The sequence below is a fragment of the Actinotalea ferrariae genome (assembly GCF_019733465.1).
GTDB classification, from domain to species: Bacteria; Actinomycetota; Actinomycetes; order Actinomycetales; family Cellulomonadaceae; genus Actinotalea; species Actinotalea ferrariae_A.
Window position 1 is genome coordinate 1 of the sequence record NZ_JACVQL010000004.1, and the last position, 19,311, is coordinate 19,311.

General features: G+C 74.4%; 17 protein-coding genes and 1 pseudogene. 9 read left to right on the forward strand and 9 right to left on the reverse strand.

The features are described from left to right. The coding region (locus tag ICW40_RS00365; protein ID WP_221651812.1) for a hypothetical protein at nucleotides 1-209 on the reverse strand (209 nt) is incomplete at its 3' end. A 321-nt stretch (nucleotides 210-530) separates the two neighbouring features. On the opposite strand from ICW40_RS00365, the gene recO reads away from it, so the two are divergent. From recO to ICW40_RS00380, 3 genes are all read left to right on the forward strand, one after another. Further along, nucleotides 531-1,262 (forward strand): DNA repair protein RecO, encoded by a 732-nt coding sequence (recO, locus tag ICW40_RS00370; RefSeq protein WP_221651813.1) that lies wholly within the window; start codon nucleotides 531-533, stop codon nucleotides 1,260-1,262. Continuing rightward, complete coding sequence (locus ICW40_RS00375) at nucleotides 1,262-2,104, forward strand: isoprenyl transferase (RefSeq protein WP_221651814.1); 843 nt, start codon at nucleotides 1,262-1,264, stop codon at nucleotides 2,102-2,104. The genes recO and ICW40_RS00375 overlap by 1 nt, the downstream gene beginning before the upstream one ends. A gap of 133 nt (nucleotides 2,105-2,237) precedes the next feature. Then, complete coding sequence (locus ICW40_RS00380) at nucleotides 2,238-2,591, forward strand: VOC family protein (RefSeq protein ID WP_221651815.1); 354 nt, start codon at nucleotides 2,238-2,240, stop codon at nucleotides 2,589-2,591. A 141-nt stretch (nucleotides 2,592-2,732) separates the two neighbouring features. Here ICW40_RS00380 and ICW40_RS00385 read toward each other — a convergent pair whose 3' ends face one another. From ICW40_RS00385 to ICW40_RS00405, 5 genes and pseudogenes are all read right to left on the reverse strand, one after another. Next, nucleotides 2,733-3,245: a DedA family protein gene (locus ICW40_RS00385; protein WP_221651816.1), complete on the reverse strand. Its 513-nt coding sequence runs from the start codon at nucleotides 3,243-3,245 to the stop codon at nucleotides 2,733-2,735. A 127-nt stretch (nucleotides 3,246-3,372) separates the two neighbouring features. Continuing rightward, nucleotides 3,373-3,753 (reverse strand): annotated as a pseudogene (locus tag ICW40_RS00390) (Fur family transcriptional regulator); the annotation flags it as partial. After that, complete coding sequence (locus tag ICW40_RS00395) at nucleotides 3,753-4,652, reverse strand: metal ABC transporter permease (RefSeq protein WP_221651839.1); 900 nt, start codon at nucleotides 4,650-4,652, stop codon at nucleotides 3,753-3,755. The pseudogene ICW40_RS00390 and the gene ICW40_RS00395, both read right to left, overlap by 1 nt. A gap of 23 nt (nucleotides 4,653-4,675) precedes the next feature. Further along, nucleotides 4,676-5,449, reverse strand: a complete 774-nt coding sequence (locus ICW40_RS00400) for a metal ABC transporter ATP-binding protein (protein ID WP_221651818.1) — start codon at nucleotides 5,447-5,449, stop codon at nucleotides 4,676-4,678. Nucleotides 5,450-5,540: 91 nt separating this feature from the next. Next, complete coding sequence (locus ICW40_RS00405; RefSeq protein WP_308121525.1) at nucleotides 5,541-6,554, reverse strand: metal ABC transporter substrate-binding protein; 1,014 nt, start codon at nucleotides 6,552-6,554, stop codon at nucleotides 5,541-5,543. A 188-nt stretch (nucleotides 6,555-6,742) separates the two neighbouring features. On the opposite strand from ICW40_RS00405, the gene ICW40_RS00410 reads away from it, so the two are divergent. Next, the gene (locus ICW40_RS00410) at nucleotides 6,743-8,128 is read left to right on the forward strand and encodes a glycine--tRNA ligase (RefSeq protein WP_221651819.1); all 1,386 of its coding nucleotides are present in this window, start codon (nucleotides 6,743-6,745) and stop codon (nucleotides 8,126-8,128) included. Between the two features lie 89 nt (nucleotides 8,129-8,217). Here ICW40_RS00410 and ICW40_RS00415 read toward each other — a convergent pair whose 3' ends face one another. Then, nucleotides 8,218-8,589: a DUF5655 domain-containing protein gene (locus tag ICW40_RS00415; RefSeq protein WP_221651820.1), complete on the reverse strand. Its 372-nt coding sequence runs from the start codon at nucleotides 8,587-8,589 to the stop codon at nucleotides 8,218-8,220. A 60-nt stretch (nucleotides 8,590-8,649) separates the two neighbouring features. Between ICW40_RS00415 and dusB the strand changes: the two genes are divergently transcribed. Genes dusB through ICW40_RS00430 form a run of 3 tightly spaced genes read left to right on the forward strand, consistent with a single transcriptional unit; the run spans nucleotide 8,650 to nucleotide 12,950 of the window. Next, complete coding sequence (dusB, locus tag ICW40_RS00420; protein ID WP_221651821.1) at nucleotides 8,650-9,834, forward strand: tRNA dihydrouridine synthase DusB; 1,185 nt, start codon at nucleotides 8,650-8,652, stop codon at nucleotides 9,832-9,834. A gap of 21 nt (nucleotides 9,835-9,855) precedes the next feature. Beyond that, on the forward strand, nucleotides 9,856-11,364 hold the full coding sequence (locus ICW40_RS00425; protein WP_221651822.1) for an outer membrane protein assembly factor BamB family protein: 1,509 nt from the start codon (nucleotides 9,856-9,858) through the stop codon (nucleotides 11,362-11,364). A gap of 44 nt (nucleotides 11,365-11,408) precedes the next feature. Next, nucleotides 11,409-12,950 carry an outer membrane protein assembly factor BamB family protein gene (locus ICW40_RS00430; RefSeq protein WP_221651823.1) on the forward strand — a complete coding sequence of 514 codons (1,542 nt, stop codon included), beginning with the start codon at nucleotides 11,409-11,411 and terminating at the stop codon, nucleotides 12,948-12,950. A gap of 116 nt (nucleotides 12,951-13,066) precedes the next feature. Here the strand turns inward: ICW40_RS00430 and ICW40_RS00435 are convergent, their stop codons facing one another. Both ICW40_RS00435 and ICW40_RS00440 read right to left on the reverse strand, forming a co-directional pair. Next, nucleotides 13,067-14,842 carry a glycoside hydrolase family 13 protein gene (locus ICW40_RS00435; RefSeq protein WP_374199113.1) on the reverse strand — a complete coding sequence of 592 codons (1,776 nt, stop codon included), beginning with the start codon at nucleotides 14,840-14,842 and terminating at the stop codon, nucleotides 13,067-13,069. Nucleotides 14,843-15,051: 209 nt separating this feature from the next. Continuing rightward, nucleotides 15,052-16,107 (reverse strand): LacI family DNA-binding transcriptional regulator, encoded by a 1,056-nt coding sequence (locus ICW40_RS00440; RefSeq protein WP_308121526.1) that lies wholly within the window; start codon nucleotides 16,105-16,107, stop codon nucleotides 15,052-15,054. Nucleotides 16,108-16,299: 192 nt separating this feature from the next. On the opposite strand from ICW40_RS00440, the gene ICW40_RS00445 reads away from it, so the two are divergent. Continuing rightward, nucleotides 16,300-17,541, forward strand: coding sequence for a sugar ABC transporter substrate-binding protein (locus ICW40_RS00445; protein ID WP_221651825.1), 1,242 nt, complete (start codon nucleotides 16,300-16,302; stop codon nucleotides 17,539-17,541). Between the two features lie 126 nt (nucleotides 17,542-17,667). Beyond that, the gene (locus ICW40_RS00450) at nucleotides 17,668-19,311 is read left to right on the forward strand and encodes an ABC transporter permease subunit (RefSeq protein ID WP_221651826.1); all 1,644 of its coding nucleotides are present in this window, start codon (nucleotides 17,668-17,670) and stop codon (nucleotides 19,309-19,311) included.

A 19,311-nucleotide genomic window follows, 5' to 3' on the forward strand; every position in this document is an offset into this window, starting at 1 on the left:
CGCGAGACGCGCCCGACGGCGCGGGACGGGCCGCCGGCGCGAGCGGCGAGCGCGGCCGACCAGCCGGTGTCCCAGCCCAGGCGCGTGAGGCCGGGCGGCGCGACGTCCGAGGTGGGATCGGCAGTCGAGGTGGGGGTGGTGGTGGTGGTCCCGGCGGTGCGGGAGGTGGTGGTCGTGGGGATGATCGGGGTCGTGCGGCGTGCGTGCAACGGAGGAGCCCTTCGAGGGCCGCGCCGGTCAGCGGCGCGGGAGGTGGGGTGAGGGGTGCGTGACGAGGTGGAGGACGTCCATGGTCAGCACCTCCCTCGAGCTCCGTCGGCGTTCGTCCGGTCGACGCGACGGCCGTCGCGGCCGTGCGAGGCCGACGCTAGACCCGGGCCCGTGCGTGCGTCGCGCGATTTCTTGCCTCGCAGGGGCGGTCGCCCGGACGTCTCGAGCCGCACCCGGCTACCCGCCGTACGAGCGCGCCGAGCGCGCGGCGCCCGCGCGGCGCGGGGGCTCACGAGGCCCGCGAGGGGGACAATGGATGCGTGAGCCTCTACCGCGACGAGGCGATCGTGCTGCGCGCCCAGAAGCTGGGTGAGGCCGACCGCATCGTGACCCTCCTGACACGCCGCCACGGCAAGGTCCGTGCGGTGGCGAAGGGCGTGCGCCGCACGTCGTCCCGCTTCGGGTCGAGGCTCGAGCCGTTCATGGTCGTGGACGCGCAGCTCTACACCGGACGCAACCTCGACATCGTCACGCAGGTCGAGACGCTCGGGCCGTACGCCCGGGCCGTGTGCTCGGACTACGCGCTCTACACGGCCGGCACGGCGATGCTCGAGACGGCGGAGCGGCTCGTCGAGGCGGAGCGCGAGCCCGCGACCCAGCAGTTCCTGCTGCTCGTCGCGGCGACGCGGTCGCTGGCGGAGCGTGCGCACGCACCCGGTCTCGTGCTCGACTCCTACCTGCTCAGGGCGCTCGCGGTCGCGGGCTGGGCGCCGTCGTTCACCGACTGCGCCCGGTGCGGCGCGCCGGGTCCGCACCGCGCGTTCGCCGTCGGCTCGGGCGGCGCGGTGTGCGGGGCGTGCCGCCCGCCGGGTGCCGCGTCGCCGGCGCCCGAGACGTTCACGCTGCTGGCCGCGCTCCTCTCGGGCGAGTGGGCCGAGGCGGACGAGAGCCACGAGCGGCACCGCCGTGAGGCGAGCGGGCTGGTCGCGGCGTTCCTCCAGTTCCACCTCGAGCGCGGGCTGCGCTCGCTGCGCATGGTCGAGCGCGTCTGATGGCTCGCGCGACCCGGACGGGCGGCGCGGGCAGCGGACGGGCGGGGCACGACGTCCGCACGCGCCGCGTGCCGGAGCCCCCGCCCGCGCACCCCTCCGGCGAGCGGCCGCCCGCCGTACCGCGCGAGCTCGTGCCGAAGCACGTCGCGATCGTCATGGACGGCAACGGACGCTGGGCGAACGCGCGCGGGCTGCCGCGCACGGCGGGCCACGCGGCGGGCGAGGCTGCGCTGCTCGACGTCGTCGCCGGTGCGATCGAGGTCGGCGTCACGCACGTCTCGGCCTACGCGTTCTCGACCGAGAACTGGAAGCGGTCGCCCGAGGAGGTGCGCTTCCTCATGGGCTTCAACCGGGACGTGCTGCGCCGGCGGCGCGACACCATGGACGCGTGGGGGGTGCGGGTCCGCTGGGCGGGCCGGCGCCCCCGGCTGTGGCGGTCCGTCATCTCCGAGCTCGAGACGGCCGAGGAGCTCACGCGCGGCAACGACGTCTGCACGCTGACGATGTGCGTCAACTACGGCGGCCGGGCGGAGGTGGCCGACGCGGCCAAGGCGATCGCGCGCGAGGTCGCCGCGGGCCGGATCGACCCGGAGCGGGTCGACGAGCGCACGGTCGCGCGCTTCCTCGACGAGCCCGAGCTGCCCGACGTCGACCTGTTCCTGCGGACGTCCGGCGAGCAGCGCACGTCGAACTTCATGATCTGGCAGGCGGCGTACGCCGAGATGGTCTTCCTCGACGAGTACTGGCCCGACGTCGACCGCCGCCACCTGTGGCGGGCGGTCGAGACGTACGCGCGTCGCGACCGGCGCTACGGCGGCGCCGTGGACCGCTCCGCGACGTGACTGCGGCCTGACGCCGGCCCGACGCCGGTCTGACGCCGCCTGACGTCGCCTGACGCCTGGAGATGGGGCGAGGCCGGCGCCGCCGTCAGAGGCTGCGCGGGTCCGTGTCGGTCGGCGAGGGTACGGTCTCGCCATGACGATGACGGTGGCCATGGTGACCTTCGACGCGCGCGACGCCACGGCGCTCGCCACCTGGTGGGCGCGCCAGACCGGCGGCGAGATCACCGCCGACCACGACGGCTGGTTCGTGATGGTCGCGCCCGGCGAGCGGGGCGGTCCGATGCTCGCCTTCCAGCAGGTGACGGACCCGACCCCGGGCAAGAACCGGGTGCACCTCGACCTCGTGGCGCCGGACCGCGAGCTCGAGGTCGAGCGCCTGCTCGGGGAGGGGGCCCTCGAGGTCGCGCGGCACGAGACGCCGTCGTTCACGTGGGTCGTGCTGGCCGACCCTGAGGGCAACCAGTTCTGCGTCTCGCAGCACCACTGACCGACACCTCGGCGGGGACACGCCGTCCGGGCGGGCACCGCCGTCAGGGACGCGCGTCCGGGCCGTGGAGGCCACCCGGGCGCGACGTCTGCGGCCCGTGGACCTCGTCAGGGGCGTGAGGTCCGCGGCCCGTGGACGTCGTCAGCGGCGCGCGTCCGCGGGGTCGCCCACGCCGTCGGTGCGCGCGGCCGGGCGGGTCCGCCGTCGTCGGACGACGAAGGCGGCGGCCGCGGTCGCGAGGACCGCGAGCACCGTGGCGAGCGCCCACGGCGACTCGGCGGCCAGCGCGACGCCCGCGGCGACCGCCGTCATGCCACCGCCGGCCCAGACCAGCGCCCACACGAAGTAGCCCGGGAGGGCCCACAGCGTGTAGCGCAGCCACCGCAGGCGGAGCAGCCCGGCGGCGGCGTGCACGGCGCTCTGGAAGCCGACCGTGAGGAACGAGAGCGGGATCACGGGCATGCCCCAGCGCTCGATCGCGGCCGTGGCACGCCGGACCTTGGGGTGCTCGAGCCCGCCGGCCCAGCGCGACCGGAGCACGCCGACGGCGATGCCGCGGCCGGCCCAGTACGTCGCCTGGGACCGCAGCGCCGCACCGCCGACGAAGAGCAGGTAGACGGGCAGGAACGGCCAGCCCTCGAGCCAGTCAGGCACCGGTCGTCGGCCCGGTCCGCGGTGCGGTGCGTGGGTCGGTCTGCGATCCGCTCCGCGACCCGCTCGGCGACCCGTTCTGCGGCCCGCCCGATGACCCGCTCGGCGACCCGCTCCGCGCGGACGGGTCGGCGGCGCAGTCCGCGCACGTCCCGAAGAGCTCCATGGTGTGCTCGATGTCGCTGAAGCCGTGCGTCGCGCCCACCTGCGCCGCCCACGCCTCGACGGTCGGGCCGTCGATCTCCACCGTCGTCCGGCAGGTGCGGCAGACGAGGTGGTGGTGGTGCTCGCGGCGCGCGCAGCGCCGGTACAGGGCCTCGCCCTCGCCGCTGCGGAGCACGTCCACCTCGCCGCCGTCGGCGAGCGACTGCAGCGTCCGGTAGACGGTCGCGAGGCCGATGCCCTCGCCCCGGTGGCGCAGCTGCTCGTGGAGCTGCTGGGCGCTCCGGAACTCGTCGAGGTCCGCGAGCAGCTCGGCCACCGCGGACCGCTGGCGCGTCATCCGCTGCATCACCGACCACCTCCGAGGGCGAGCTGGACGTCGTCGTCGACGGCGGGGTGGGGGTCCTCCCGCTCGACGGCACCGCGCAGCCGGCGCATCGCCGGCCGGGCCAGCGCGAACGCGGCGTACACGGCGATCGCGAGGACCACGATGGTCGCACCGGGGGAGACGTCGTTCCAGTACGTGATCGCCAGGCCGCCGACGCACACGACGGCGCCGACGGTCATGGCCACGGTCATCGTGCGGCGGAACGACGCGGTGACCTGCTGGGCTGCCGCGACCGGCACGATCATCAGCGCGCTCACGAGCAGGAGGCCGACGACCCGCATCGCGACCGTCACCGTGAGCGCGGCGACGACGGCGATCGCCAGGTTGAGCGCACGCACGGGGAGCCCCGCGGCGCGGGCGAACTCCTCGTCCTGGCTGACCGCGAACAGCGCCGTGCGCAGGCCGACGCCGACCACGAGCACGACCGCGGTGAGCGCGACCGTGAGCCAGAGGTCCGCCCACGTGACCGTCGAGATCGACCCGAACAGGTAGCCCATGAGGTTGGCGCTCGTCCCTCCCGCCTGGGAGATGAGCAGCACGCCACCGGCGATGCCGCCGTAGAACAGCAGGGCGAGCGCGACGTCTCCCGACGTGCGGCCGCGCTCGCGGACGAGCTCGATGACGACCGCGCCGGCGACGGCGGCGACCACGGCGCCCGGGATCGCGAGGGCGTCGGGCGCGAGGCCGGCGAACGAGCCCACGAGCCAGCCGAGGGCGACGCCGGTCAGGGCGACGTGCCCGATGCCGTCGCCCAGCAGCGACAGGCGGCGCTGCACGAGGTACGTGCCGATCACCGGCGCGGCGAGGCCGACGAGCAGCGCCGCGACCAGGGCGCGCTGCATGAGCGGGTCGCCGAGCATGCCCGTGAGCTCGCTCCACACGTTCACAGCTCCCACCCCACCCTCGGCGTGAGCGCCGCCGCGTCGTCGTCGGCCGTGTCGTGCGGGTGCACGTGGTCGTGCTCCGGGCCGGCGTGCCCTGCGGCGGGGGACGGCGGCGCGCCGTCGTGCACGACGCTGCCGTGCCGCAGCACGACGGCGCGACGCACGAGCGGCGCGAGGGCGCCGAGCTCGTGCAGCACGACGAGGACGGTCGTGCCCCCGGCGGCGAGCGTCGTCAGGGCGTCGGCGAACGCGCGCTGGCTGGGGACGTCGACACCCGCGACCGGCTCGTCGAGCACCAGGAGGTCCGGGCGGCGGACCAGGGCGCGGGCGATGAGCACGCGCTGCTGCTGGCCGCCGGAGAGCTGGCCGACGGGACGGTGGGCGAGGGCGCCCAGCCCCACCTGCTCGAGCGCCTGCGTGACGCGCCGGCCCGTGTCGCGCGGCGGGCGGAGCCTGCGGGCGTGCAGCGTGCCCGAGGCGACGACCTCGGCGGCGGTCGCGGGGACGCCCGTCGCGGCCGAGACCCGCTGGGGCACGTACCCGATCCGGTCCCACGCGACCGACCGGCCGAGCGGCGTGCCGAGCAGCTCGACGGACCCCCGGTCGACCGGGACGACACCCACGAGCGCCCGGACGAGCGTCGACTTGCCGGAGCCGTTGGCCCCGAGCAGCGCGACGACCTCGCCCTCGTCCACCGAGAGGTCGACGTGGTGCACGATCGGTGCTCCGCCGAGGGTCACGTGGACGCCGGTGGCGCGGACGGCGACGCTCATGCGCGTCGGTCCGCGCTGGCGCCGTGGCCCGTGCTGGTGCCGTGGCCCGTGTCGACGCGGCTGCAGGGGCCGGTGCCGGCGGGCGTGCTGGTCAGGCGCATCGCAGCGCCTCGCGGAGGGCCTCGAGGTTGCGCTCCATGACGTCACGGTAGTCGCTGTCCTCGTCCGCCTGGCTCTCGAGGGGGTCGAGCACCGCGGTCCCGATGCCGAGGTCGGCGGCGAGCGTCTCGGCCACCTTCGGGTTGAGGAGCTGCTCGGTGAAGATGGTGGTCACGCCGTGCTCCTCGACGACCGTGCGGATCTCGCGCAGGCGCGCGGGCGACGGCTCGGCCTCGGGGTCCAGGCCCGAGATGCCGACCTGCTCGAAGCCGTACCGCTCCGCCAGGTAGCCGAACGCCTCGTGCGACGTGACGACGACGCGCTGCTCGCAGGTGGCCAGGCCGGCCGCGAGCTCGGCGTCGAGGGCGTCGAGCTCCTCCGCGAGCGCCGCGGCGTTCGCCGTGAAGACGTCCGCGTGGTCGGGGTCGGCCTCGCCGAGCACGCTCGCGACGTCGGCCGCGACCGCCGCCAGCAGCGTCGGGTCGAGCCAGAAGTGCGGGTCCCCGCCCTCGTGGTCGTGACCGTCGCCCTCCTCACCCTGCTCGGCAGCCTCGTCGTGCTCGTGCTCGGGCTCGGCCGCCTCGGCGTGATCGTCCGCGCCGTGGTCCTCCGCCGTCCCCCCGTGCTCGGCCCGGTGCTCGGCGACGGCGGGCGTCCGCGCGGCGTCCACGACGTGCGCGGGCTCGCGCGCCGCGACCGCCTCGTCGACGGCGGGCTGGAAGCCGCCGAGCACGACGACGACGTCCGCCTCCCCGACGGAGCGCACCTGGCGCGGGGACAGCTCGAGGTCGTGCGGCTCGGCGCCCGGCGGTGTGAGCGCGGAGACGCTCACGTGATCGCCGCCGACCTGCTCGGCGACGTACTGGAGCGGGTAGAACGAGGCGAGCACGGCGACGGAGCCGTCGTCGGCGGGGGACGGAGCGCACGCGGCCAGGCCCGCCGGGAGCAGGAGGGCGCAGGCGACGGCGGCGGCTGCGCGGCGGGTCGACATGAGGATGATTCTCAAGACTCCTGAGAACGGTTGTCAAACTCCCGGCGCCCAGCTGGACGGGCGCACGATCCGCGCGCCGGTAGCCTGGTGCGGTTGCCCGCCCACCGGTCGACGGCACCGCCTGCCGCCGGTCGACGCGGCAGCGCCGTCCCCACCCCGTCCGCGCGAGCCACGTGCGGACCGCAGAGCACCCTGGAGCTGATGTGGCACCGACCTCCCGTCTCGACGCCGTCACGAACCTCGCCAAGCGCCGCGGCTTCGTCTTCCCGGCGGGGGAGATCTACGGCGGTACGAGGTCGGCGTGGGACTACGGACCCCTGGGCGTCGAGCTCAAGGAGAACATCAAGAAGCAGTGGTGGCGGGCCATGGTCACCAGCCGCGACGACATCGTCGGGCTCGACTCGTCCGTGATCCTGCCGCGTCAGGTCTGGGTCGCGTCGGGCCACGTCGGAGTCTTCACCGACCCGCTGACCGAGTGCCTCTCGTGCCACAAGCGCTTCCGCGAGGACCAGCTGCTCGAGGAGTTCGAGGAGCGCAAGGGCCGGGCCCCCGAGGGCGGCCTCGCCGGCGTCCCGTGCCCGAGCTGCGGGACCAAGGGCCAGTGGACCGAGCCGCGCGACTTCAACATGATGCTCAAGACGTACCTCGGCCCGGTCGAGGACGAGTCCGGCCTGCACTACCTGCGGCCCGAGACGGCCCAGGGCATCTTCGTGAACTTCGCGAACGTCATGACGACGTCGCGCAAGAAGCCGCCGTTCGGCATCGGCCAGATCGGCAAGTCGTTCCGGAACGAGATCACCCCGGGCAACTTCATCTTCCGCACGCGCGAGTTCGAGCAGATGGAGATGGAGTTCTTCGTCGAGCCCGGCACGGACGCGGACTGGCACCAGTACTGGATCGACACGCGCACCGACTGGTACGTCGACCTCGGCATCGCGCGCGACAACCTGCGCCTCTACGAGCACCCGCAGGAGAAGCTCTCGCACTACTCGACCCGCACGGTCGACATCGAGTACCGGTTCGGCTTCCAGGGCAGCGAGTGGGGCGAGCTCGAGGGCATCGCCAACCGCACGGACTTCGACCTGCGGACGCACTCCGAGCACTCGGGTCAGGACCTCTCGTACTTCGACCAGGGCAAGAACGAGCGGTGGGTGCCCTACGTCATCGAGCCCGCAGCGGGTCTGACGCGCTCGCTCATGGCGTTCCTGGTCGAGGCGTACGCCGAGGACGAGGCGCCCAACGCCAAGGGTGGGGTGGACACGCGGACCGTCCTGCGGCTCGACCCGCGCCTGGCCCCGGTCAAGGCCGCCGTGCTGCCGCTGTCGCGGCACGAGGACCTCTCGCCCGTGGCGAGGGACCTGGCCGCCGAGCTGCGCAAGGCCTGGAACGTCGACTTCGACGACGCCGGCGCGATCGGTCGCCGGTACCGCCGTCAGGACGAGATCGGCACGCCGTACTGCATCACGGTCGACTTCGACTCGCTGCAGGACCAGGCCGTGACCATCCGCTCGCGCGACACGATGGCGCAGGAGCGGGTCGGCCTCGACCAGGTGGCCGCGTACCTCGCGCCCAAGCTCCTCGGCGCCTGAGCGCACGCCGGCCGGCGCCGCTCGTGGTGCCGGCCGGCTGCTCAGGTCGCGCGCCGACCTGCGGCTCGCGTCGCGCGCCGGCCGGCTGCTCAGCCGAGCAGGTGGTCGCCCTCGCCGACGCGGTACGCCTCGTGCACCCAGCCCGCGAAGGTCTCGTCGAGGTCCTGCGGACCGGTGAGCCGGTACTGGTGCACGAACAGCCGTGACGTGTAGGGCGTGACGTTGGTGATCCGCGGGTCCTCGACCACGCGCATGAGGTCGAGGTAGCCCCGCACGCCCGTCCGGGTCGGCCGCGCGCCGGCGAACCCGCGGCGCCGGCCCTTGAACGTGATCGTGGTCTTGGACACCGAGACCTCGACCGGTCCCTGGGCGAGGACCAGCGCCTCGACCTGCCGGTACAGCGCGACGTGCGCCGGGTCGGCGCCCTCGAGGTGGTCCTCGACGCTCCAGGTGCGGTCCACCCCCGCGACGCTACAACCGGCCGACGTCGGGTGGCAGCGCGGGTGGGGGACAATGATGGGGTGACGACCTCGACCGAAGCCCTCGCGCCCGCCGCCGGCTCCGTCGTGGCGCCCCTGCAGATCGGGCCCATCACCGTGGGCACGCCCGTCGTGCTGGCGCCCATGGCCGGTGTGACGAACCGGGCCTTCCGCCGGCTGTGCCGCGAGCACGGCGCGGGGCTCTACGTCGCGGAGATGGTCACCTCGCGGGCGCTGGTGGAGCGCACGCCGGAGTCGATGCGCATCATCCGCCACGACGGCGACGAGACGCCGCGCTCCGTCCAGGTCTACGGCGTCGACCCCACCACGGTCGGCGCCGCGGTGCGCATGCTCGCCGAGGAGGACCGCGCCGACCACGTCGACCTCAACTTCGGCTGCCCCGTCCCGAAGGTCACCCGGCGCGGCGGTGGTGCGGTGCTGCCCTGGAAGCGGGACCTCTTCGCGGCCATCGTGCAGGCGGCCGTGGCGGCGGCGTCGCCGCACGGGGTCCCGGTCACGGTCAAGATGCGCAAGGGGATCGACGAGGACCACCTCACGTACCTCGAGGCGGGTCGGGTCGCCGAGGACGCGGGCGTCGCCGCCGTCGCGCTGCACGCGCGCACGGCCGCGGACTACTACTCCGGCACCGCCGACTGGCCGGCGATCGCGCGCCTCAAGGAGGCCGTCACGAGCATCCCGGTGCTCGGCAACGGCGACATCTGGTCGGCCGAGGACGCCCTCACGATGATGGCGCGGACGGGGTGCGACGGCGTCGTCGTCGGGCGTGGGTGCCAGGGCCGCCCGTGGCTCTTCGCGGACCTCGCCGCCGCGATGCGCGGGTCCGACGAGCGCGTGCGACCGGGGCTGCGCGAGGTCGCGACGGTCGTCCGGCGGCACGCCGAGCTCATGGTCGAGGAGTTCGAGGACGAGCTCAAGGCGATGCGCGAGATGCGCAAGCACATGGCGTGGTACCTCAAGGGCTACGTCGTCGGGGGTGCCCTGCGCGCACAGCTGGGGCTCGTCGAGACCCTCGACCACCTCGACGAGCTGCTCGGCCAGCTCGACCTCGACCAGCCGTACCCGGGCGCGGGCGCCGAGGGGCAGCGCGGACGATCGGGCTCGCCCAAGCGGCCGCACCTGCCCGAGGGCTGGCTCGACTCGCGTGAGCTCAGCGAGACGTTCCGGGCCTCCCTGCGCGAGGCGGAGCTCAGCGTCTCGGGCGGCTGAGCGGGCCGGTACGGTGACGTGATGCGGCCATCCCGGGCGCCCGAGCCGCACCGGCTCGTGGAGGTCGAGCTCGACGACGCCGCCGACGCGCCCGGGACGCCCGTGCGTGCGGCGGACGGGGCGCCGAGCGACGCAGGGCGCCCGCCGGACGCGCCGCACGACGGCGAGGACCGCCGCGCCCGTCGCGGACGCGGCCTCCGTGCCGCCGCGCTGGCGACCTGCGTCGTGCTGGCCCTGGTCGTCGTGGCCAACGTGGTCGAGCTGCGCCGCGACCGCGAGCGTGCCGCGCGGATCGAGGGGCTCCCGGGCGTCGTCGACTCGCTGGCCGAGCCGCTCACCGAGCGGTGGCGCGCCGACGGGTGGGTCTCGGCGGACCTCGGCGAGCTCCTGCTGCTCGACACGCCCGACGGGATCCGGGCCGTCGACCCCGCGACGGGGGAGACGGCCTGGCGGATGGGCAGCGAGGAGCGGGAGAGGCTGGGCGTCGACCACTGCCGGCTGCCCGGTGACAGCACGTACATCGCCGGGCAGGAGCAGCCGCGGCCCGAGGTCGTCCTGTGCGTGCCGCCGCTCTGGGGCACCGACACGGGCACGGGCGCCGTCGCGCTGCTCGTGCTCGACGTCCGCACGGGCGAGGTCCTGCGCACGCTCGAGACGGCCGGGCGTCCCCTCACGCTCGAGTGGGTCGACGACGGCGTCGTCCTGCTCCTCGCGACCCCCGAGGGCACCGTGCGCGCGGTGGCCTGGGACCTGGCCACGGGCACGCTCCGGTGGGACACCACGACGACGACGGCGGTGTTCCGGCCGGGCGGCGGCGACGAGGGGCTGCTCAACTGGCAGCGCCTCGACGAGGTGGCGCTCCTCACCGGGTCGACCGGTGACGTCGCGGTGGACCTCACGACGGGTGCCGAGGTCACCTGGGACGGCTCGGAGGAGATGCCGACGGGCGAGATCCGGGTGGAGCTCGCGGACGGGTCGACGCTCGTCTGGGTGTGGAACGACGAGGACGCCGGCGGGCGGGTCGAGGACGAGGGCGGCGGGACGCGGTTCCGGCTGACGGACGTCCCGATGCTCCCACTGGTCGACGACGGCGCGGTCACCGACGTGCTCGTCGTCGACGGGCAGGACGGCGTGCGCGGCCTCGACCTGGCCACGGGGGAGGAGCTGTGGGTCAGCGAGGTGCCCGACGGGTTCGGCCTGCTCTCGATCGACGGGACCCTCGTCGTCGCGAACGGCGGGCGCATCGTCGCGCTCGACATGCGGCACGGGACCACGCTGTGGGAGGAGGAGGCCGGCAGCCTCGGCTACCCGACGACTCCCACCGACGGCGAGCTGCTGCTCCGGCTGGAACGTGCGACCGACCCGATGCGCACCGCCGGCCCCGAGGACAGCGTGCTCGTGGCGCGGTCGATCGCCGACGGGCGCGAGGTCTGGCGGCTGCCGCTGGGGACCCCGGCGCACGACGTCATCACGACGCGCGACGGCCACGTCGTGATCAGCACCGACGAGGGCGTCGTCGGACTCGGCTGACGTCGGGGCCTCCGGTGGTGGCGCGTGCGGCGTTACGCTCGAGCATGGCTCTGCCCCGGGGCCCCGGCCGCGCCGGTGAGGTCGTCGACGTCGAGCTCGTCGACGTCCCGTCCGAGGGCGCGCCCTGGTCCGCTGCCCGGCGGACGGAGGGATGGCTCGACGGCGGTGCCGGCGGTGGCCCTGCGGGCCGCGACCGGCGCACCCGCTGGACCCGACGGCAGCGGCGGTGGGCGCTCCTCGCGGCGTGCGTCGTGCTCGTCCTCGTCGCGACGGTTGCCACCGTGCGCCAGGCGACCCACGACGCGCTCCTCGCCGGCCTGGGCCGTGACGGCGTCGCGCTGCTGCCGCTCGACGGGCCGCTCACGGAGCGGTGGAGGGTCGAGGCGGACGCCGTGACCGGGGACATGGGGCCGCTCGTGCTCGTCCAGGACGGCCGGCGCACCCGGGCGCTCGACGCGCGGACGGGCGCGGTGCGGTGGCAGCGGGACGACGTGCCGGTCGGGGCGACCGAGGTGTGCCGCCCGCTCGAGGACCACGCGTCGCGCAGCACGCCCGCGGTCGGTCCGCAGGGCGCGGCGGCCGCCGTGCGGCAGGCAGGCGCCGTCGTCTGCCTGCGCACGAGCCCGGTCGGGACGGGCGCGGGCGAGGTCCCGGGTGGTGACTCGCCGCGCTCGACGACGGCGGCCGTGCTCGACGGTGCGACCGGCGAGCTCGGTCGGACGCTCACGGTCGCCGGGTCCGTCGTCGCGTCGCACGTCCACGAGGGCGACCTCGTCCTCGTCACGGCGGCCGACGACGCCACGCTGCGCCTGACGCGTTGGCACCCGGACACCGGCGGCGTCCGGTGGCGGCGCGAGGTCGAGCCCGCAGAGGCCGCCGGTCTGCGCTACGCCGGCTGGCAGCGGGGAGTGCTCACCGTCGTCGGCCGCGCGGGGACGCTGGCCTACTCGCTCGACAGCGGCCGGGAGCTGCGCGTCGCGGACCCGCTGCCCGCGCACGTCGTGGCGGTCGAGCGCCGACTCCTGCCGCGCGGCGGCGTCGAGGTGGTGTGGGGCCACCACGAGGACCCGGCGTTCCCCGGTGGCGCAGGCGTCCTCGTGCACCCCGGCGGGCGCGAGGTGGCGCTCGCGGGCCCGCCGCTGCCCGTCGCCGTCGATGACGGGTCCGCGCCCGGCCTCGTGCTCGTCGCGACGTCGCCGTCGACGGTCGGGGCCGTCGACGTCTCGAACGGCGACGTGCGGTGGGAGGCGGAGCACGCCGCGTCCGCGCAGGTCGCCGTCCGCGCCCGAGGCCTCGCCGTGCTCGTCGACGGTACGGTCGCGAGCGCGCTCGACGTGCGTACGGGCGAGGTCCTCTGGCGCGTCACGGGGCTGACGGACCGGCCGGGTGCGCTCGGGCTGACCGACGGCGAGCGCGTGCTGCTGCGGCACACCGAGGACGGCGAGGACCGGCTCGCCGCGCACGCCCTGCGCACGGGCGAGCAGCTCTGGTCGGCCGTCCTGCCCGAGGGGACCGACGACGTGCTCGGTCTCGCGGAGGGGCGCGTCGTCGCCGTCGGCCCCGGCTGGATCGCGGGCCTCGGCTGAGGTCCGTGGCCCGTCGGCGCCGAGGTCGTCCCACCGGCGCGATCACCGGCCGACGCCCGCCCGCCCGGCGTGACGGCCGGGCGGACGGGCGATCGGTCAGCGTGCGGTGGGGCGGGTCAGCGGCGCCGGGCCCAGACCGTCACGTCGGTGGGCACGCGCGCGCCGGACTCGGCGCCGAGCGGCACCGACGCGTGGAGGACCTCGTAGCCGTCCGGGAGCGCCACGGTCTCGGCGCCGAGGTTGGTCACGACGAGCACGTCGCCGTTCTCGAACGCGAGCACCTCGGGGTTGCCGAACCGCTCGAGCCACGTCAGAGACCCGTGGCCGAGCCCGAGCTCGCGACGCAGCCGCAGGGCCGTGCGGTACATGGCGAGCGTCGAGCCCTCGACACCCTCCTGCACGTCGAGCGCGTAGCGGGCGAAGGACTCCGGCTGCGTGAGCCAGGTCGCCCCGGTGGGGGAGAAGCCGAGGCCCGGTGCGTCCGACGCCCAGGGCAGCGGCACGCGGCAGCCGTCGCGACCGCGCTCGGTGTGGCCGGACCGCCACCACGTCGGGTCCTCGCGCTCGTCGTCGTCGAGCGCGGTGTGCTCGGGCAGACCGAGCTCCTCGCCCTGGTAGAGGTAGGCCGAGCCCGGCAGGCCGAGCATGAGGAGCGTCGCCGCCCGGGCCCGGCGCAGGCCGAGCTCCTCGTCCGGCTGGGGGTCGCCCGCGCCGATGCCGTTGGGCTTGGACCCGGGGACCTCGAGGCCGAGACGCGACGCGTGCCGCACGACGTCGTGGTTGGACAGCACCCAGGTGGTCGGGGCGCCGACGGCGTCGTTCGCCTCGAGCGAGGCCGTGACGACGGACCGCAGCGCGGGGGCGTCCCACAGCGTCGTGAGGAAGGAGAAGTTGAAGGCCTGGTGCATCTCGTCGGGCCGCACGTACCGCGCGAGGCGGCTCAGCGGCTCGACCCACGCCTCCGCGACGAGGCAGCGGTCGCCGTCGTACTCGGCCAGCACGCGGTGCCACGAGCGGTAGATGTCGTGGACGCCCTCCTGGTCCCACATGGGACCCCGGTTGCCCGCGCCGGTCGAGCCGTCCTCGGAGCCCGTCGTGCCCTCGTGCGCACCGTCGATCATGGCGGACGTGCCGGCCCAGTCGGGCAGGCCGGCCTCCTTGACCATGCCGTGCGCGACGTCGACGCGGAAGCCGTCGACCCCGCGGTCGAGCCAGAAGCGCAGGACCTGCTCGAACTCGTCCCGCACCTCGGGGTTCGTCCAGTCCAGGTCGGGCTGTGTCGTGTCGAACAGGTGCAGGTACCACTGGCCCGGCGTGCCGTCGGGCTCGGTGACCCGCGTCCAGGCCGTCCCGCCGAAGACGGAGGTCCAGTTGTTCGGCGGCTCGTCGCCGCCCGGGCCGCGGCCGTCGCGGAACACGTAGCGCGCGCGCTCCGGGCTGCCGGGCGCGGCGGCGAGCGCCGCGCGGAACCACGCGTGCTCGGACGACGTGTGGTTCGGGACGAGGTCGACGATCACGCGGATCCCGCGCGCGTGCGCGTCGGCGAGCATCACGTCGAAGTCGTCGAGCGTGCCGAAGAGCGGGTCGACGTCGCGGTAGTCGGCGACGTCGTAGCCGGCGTCGTGCTGGGGCGAGCGGTAGAACGGCGACAGCCAGACCGCGTCGACGCCGAGGCGCTCGAGGTGCGGCAGCCGGCTCGTGATGCCGGGGAGGTCGCCGATGCCGTCGCCCGAGGCGTCCGCGAACGAGCGCGGGTACACCTGGTAGATGACGGCCGTGCGCCACCACTCGGCGGCCGGGTCACCCGCCGTGTGGACGACCGTGCGCGCCTCGGTCAGGGAGGCCGCCGTCGCGGCGGTCTCGGCGGCTGCGGAGGGCAGGGATGTGGTCACGGGCTCCAACCTCGGATCGGGGACGTGCGTTCGGTCGAGTCGGGCGCCGGCTCGCGGTGACGACGGCGGCGGCTCGGGTGCGGGTCTCGGGTACGGGTTTCACGTGCGGTTCGGGTGCAGGCGGGTGCACGAGGGGCGGCGGCAAGCGCGCGCACCACGGTGCACGGCTGTCGGCGGGCGTCGGCGAGCGGGCCGGTGCTGCCGACGGGTCAGCGGCCGCCCGCGCCCACGGCGGGCAGGTGGGCGACGGGCGACGCCGCGGGTGCGGGTGCCGTCGACCCTCGGACGATGAGCTCGGGGTGGAAGAGCAGCTCGGTACGGGGGACGCGCGTCCCGGAGATCTCGGACAGCAGGGCGCTGACCGCGGCGCTACCCATGCGGTCGACCGGCTGACGCACCGTCGTCAGCGGCGGGTCGGTGAACGCGATGAGCGGCGAGTCGTCGAAGCCGACCACCGAGACGTCCTCGGGGACACGCAGCCCCCGGGCGCGCGCCGCCCGGATGGCGCCGAGGGCCATGAGGTCGGAGCCGCAGATGACGGCGGTGTGCCCGCTGTCGATGAGCTCGCCGCCCGCGGCCTGGCCGCCCTCGACCGTGAAGAGGGTGCTGACGACGTGCTCACCCGGGACCGCCGACGGGTCCCGTCGCAGGGTCGCCGCCTCGAAGGCCGCGACCTTGCGCTGGGCGGGGATGTACCGGTCGGGACCGATCGCCAGGCCGATGCGCGTGTGGCCGAGCGAGGCGAGGTGCCGCAGGGAGAGGTCGACGGCGACCGTGTCGTCCGTCGAGACCGCGGGCGCGTCGACGCCCTCGGCGAAGCCGTTGACGAGGACGATCGGGAGCCCGCGGCTGCGCAGCCGGTGGTAGCGGTCGCGGCTCGCGGCCGTGTCGGCGTGCCGGCCGGAGACGAAGACGATGCCGTCGACGCCGTGCTCCATGAGCATCTCGACGTACTCGTCCTCCGTGGTGCCACCGGGGGACTGGGTGCACAGCAGGGGCGTGTAGCCGCGGTCCGAGAGGGTCGTCTCGATCGACTGGGCGAGCGCCGGGAAGACAGGGTTGTCGAGTTCGGGCACGATGAGTCCGACGAGGCCCTCCGAGCGTGTGCGCAGCTTCTCGGGCCGGTCGTAGCCGAGCACGTCCAGGGCCGCGAGCACGGCCTTGCGCGTCTCGGACGCGACGCCGGCCTTGCCGTTGAGCACGCGTGAGACCGTCGCGGTGCTGACCCCCGCCTGGTCGGCGAGGTCCTTCAGACGGGTGCGCACGTGCGGCAGCGTAGAGGACACCGGACACCTCCTCGTGACGGTTCGTCCGCCTCGCACCGGGTCGTGCGAAAGCGTTGCCTGAAAGTTACCGCAACGGCTTGCAAGAGCGCGAGTCCCAGCGTTAGCGTCCGGACATCAGGGCCGCGGCGCACTCCGCAGCGGCCGGTGACACGACCCGTCTGGAGAACCACGATGCGACGGAGCATCCCCCTTGTCGCGGCCGCCCTCGGCGCCGCCCTCACCCTGACCGCCTGCAGCGGCGGCGGCGACCCGGCCGAGAACGAGGAGCCGGCACCGCAGGAGACCGAGGCCGCCGACGACGGCGGCTCGCTGACGATCTGGGTCGACGAGACCCGCCAGGCCGCCGTCGAGGCCGCCGCGGCCGACTTCGAGGAGGAGTCGGGCACGACGGTCGAGCTCGTCCTCAAGAACTACGACGACATCCGCACCGACTTCCTCACCCAGGTGCCGAGCGGCGAGGGTCCCGACATCACGGTCGGCGCCCACGACTGGCTGGGGGAGCTCACGACGAACGGTGTCGTGGCGCCGATCGAGCTCGGCGACAAGGCCGGCGAGTTCGCCGACGTCGCCGTCGAGGCGTTCACCTACGACGGCCAGGTCTACGGCCTGCCGTACGCGATCGAGAACATCGCGATCATCCGCAACACAGCGCTCGCCGACTCCACGCCCGGGACCTTCGACGAGATGATCGCGAAGGGCCGCGAGGCCGGCACGACCTACCCCTTCCTGGTCCAGGTCGGCGAGACCGGTGACGGCTACACGCTGTACCCGTTCCAGACGTCGTTCGGCGCCCCGGTCTTCACGCAGTCCGAGGACGGCTCCTACAGCTCCGAGCTCGCGCTCGGCGGCGAGGGTGGCACGGCGTTCGCGCAGTGGCTGCGGGCGCAGGGCGAGGCGGGCGTCCTGTCCGCGTCGATGACGTACGACATCGCCGTCGAGGCGTTCAAGAACGGCGAGTCGCCCTACATCCTCGGCGGCCCGTGGATGCTCGGCACGTTCGAGGGCATGGACCTCGCGATCGACCCGGTCCCGAGCGCGGGCGGCCAGCCGGCTCAGCCGTTCACCGGCGTCCAGGGCTTCTTCATCAACGCGCAGAGCGACAACCAGCTGCTCGCCAACGACTTCCTCACGACCTACATGGCCACCGAGGAGGCGCAGATCGCGCTCTACGAGGCGGGCGACCGCACGCCGGCGCTGACCGCGGCGGCCGACACCGTCGCCGCCGACCCGATCGCCGCCGGGTTCCGTGCCGCGGCCGAGAACGCCGTCCCGATGCCGTCCATCCCCGAGATGGGCGCGGTGTGGTCCTTCTGGGGCACCACCGAGGCCGGGATCATCTCGGGCGCCATCGAGCCGGCCGCCGGCTGGGAGAAGATGGTGGCCGACATCCAGGCCGCCATCGACGCCGCCTGACGGACCCCTCGTCCCCGGTGGGCCGTCCTCGGACGTGCCCTCGCCCGACCCGCACCGGCCCGGCCCTCGTCCGTGCCCGTGCACCCCGGCCGCGACGACGCGGCCCACCCCCGCTCGGAGGACTCGATGAGCTCGCCCCAGGTCCCGCAGGTCGTCGCCCCACGCGGGGCGCCACCCGGTCAGTCGTCCGACGGTCCGGACGAGACGATCCCCGCGCGCCGCCCGTCCTCGATCGCGCGCACGTTCTCGCGCGGCTTCCTCGCCAAGATCCTGCTGCTCGCGGTCGTCGACGCGCTCGGCGTCTACGTCGTCATGGCGGCGTGGGCGCAGGAGTCCTTCGGCATCCTGTGGGCGATGGTCGCGCTGCTCGTGGTGGCGAACTGGGCCTACTTCACGCGCCGCGCGATCCCCCTGAAGTACATCCTGCCCGGGGTCGCCTTCCTGCTCGTCTACCAGGTGTTCGTGGTCGCCTACACCGGCTACGTCGCCTTCACGAACTACGGCGACGGCCACAACTCGACCAAGGAGCACGCCATCGAGGCGCTGCTCGCGCAGAACGAGAAGCGCGTCGAGGGGACCGAGGCGTACACGCTCGCCGTCGTCGAGGGCGCTCCGGGGCTCGGCTTCGCGCTCGTCAACGACGGCGAGGTGCGCGTCGGCTGGGCGGACGAGCCGCTCGCGGACGTCCCCGACGCCGTCGTCGAGGACGGCGTGATCACGGAGGTGCCGGGCTGGACCGTCCTGCCGCGCGCCGCGGTGCTCGAGCGCCAGCAGGAGGTCGTCGACCTCCGCGTCCCGGTGTCCGACGACGCCGAGGACGGCTCGATCCGCACGCAGGACGCCCGCAACGGCTACGTCTACCGCTCGACCTTCACGTACGACGAGGAGGCCGACCGGCTGATCGACACGAGCAACGGACTCGAGTACGCGCCGAACGACGAGGGCAACTTCGAGGCGGCGGACGGCACCACGCTGCCGGTCGGCTGGCGCGTGACGGTCGGCATGGACAACTTCGTGCAGGCCTTCGGGGACACGAGGTACTCCACGCCCTTCTTCAAGGTGCTGGCGTGGACGGTCGTGTTCGCGGTCCTGTCCGTGGTGCTGACGTTCCTCGTCGGCATGTTCTTCGCCGTGGTGCTCAACGACGACCGGATCAGGTTCCGCCGGGTGCTGCGCGCGCTGCTGATCCTCCCGTACGCCTTCCCGGCGTTCATGAGCTACCTCCTGTGGCGGGGCATGCTCAACCGCGACTTCGGCGTCATCAACACGGTCCTGCTGGGCGGTGCGGACATCAACTGGCTCGCCGACCCGTGGCTCGCCAAGATCGCCGTGCTCGTGGTCCAGGTCTGGGTGGGCTTCCCGTACATGTTCCTGATCTGCACGGGTGCGCTGCAGTCCATCCCGGGGGACCTCGTCGAGGCCGCGAAGATCGACGGCGCCGGCCGGCTGCGGATGTGGCGCTCGATCACGCTGCCGCTCGTCCTGGTCGCGACCGCACCGCTGCTCATCTCGTCGTTCGCGTTCAACTTCAACAACTTCAACATCATCGAGATGATCACCGAGGGCAACCCGCGGTTCGCGGACGCGTCCGTCCCCGTGGGGGCGACCGACATCCTCATCACGATGGTCTACTCCGTCTCCGGGCTCGACGGAGGCGCGGCCAAGAACTACGGCCTCGCGAGCGCCCTCTCGATCGTCATCTTCATCATCGTCGCGACCATCTCGGTGATCTCCTTCCGCAGGACCCGCACGCTCGAGGAGCTGAGCTGA

What these genes read in the sequence shown, in the direction of transcription:
- ICW40_RS00400 (WP_221651818.1), bottom strand. Translation starts at nt 5,449, where the DNA reads ATGAGCGTCGCCGTCCGCGCCACCGGCGTCCACGTGACCCTCGGCGGA.
- ICW40_RS00395 (WP_221651839.1), bottom strand. Translation starts at nt 4,652, where the DNA reads ATGCTCGGCGACCCGCTCATGCAGCGCGCCCTGGTCGCGGCGCTGCTC.
- ICW40_RS00430 (WP_221651823.1), top strand. Translation starts at nt 11,409, where the DNA reads ATGGCTCTGCCCCGGGGCCCCGGCCGCGCCGGTGAGGTCGTCGACGTC.
- ICW40_RS00445 (WP_221651825.1), top strand. Translation starts at nt 16,300, where the DNA reads ATGCGACGGAGCATCCCCCTTGTCGCGGCCGCCCTCGGCGCCGCCCTC.
- ICW40_RS00450 (WP_221651826.1), top strand. Translation starts at nt 17,668, where the DNA reads ATGAGCTCGCCCCAGGTCCCGCAGGTCGTCGCCCCACGCGGGGCGCCA.
- ICW40_RS00380 (WP_221651815.1), top strand. Translation starts at nt 2,238, where the DNA reads ATGACGATGACGGTGGCCATGGTGACCTTCGACGCGCGCGACGCCACG.
- ICW40_RS00375 (WP_221651814.1), top strand. Translation starts at nt 1,262, where the DNA reads ATGGCTCGCGCGACCCGGACGGGCGGCGCGGGCAGCGGACGGGCGGGG.
- ICW40_RS00425 (WP_221651822.1), top strand. Translation starts at nt 9,856, where the DNA reads ATGCGGCCATCCCGGGCGCCCGAGCCGCACCGGCTCGTGGAGGTCGAG.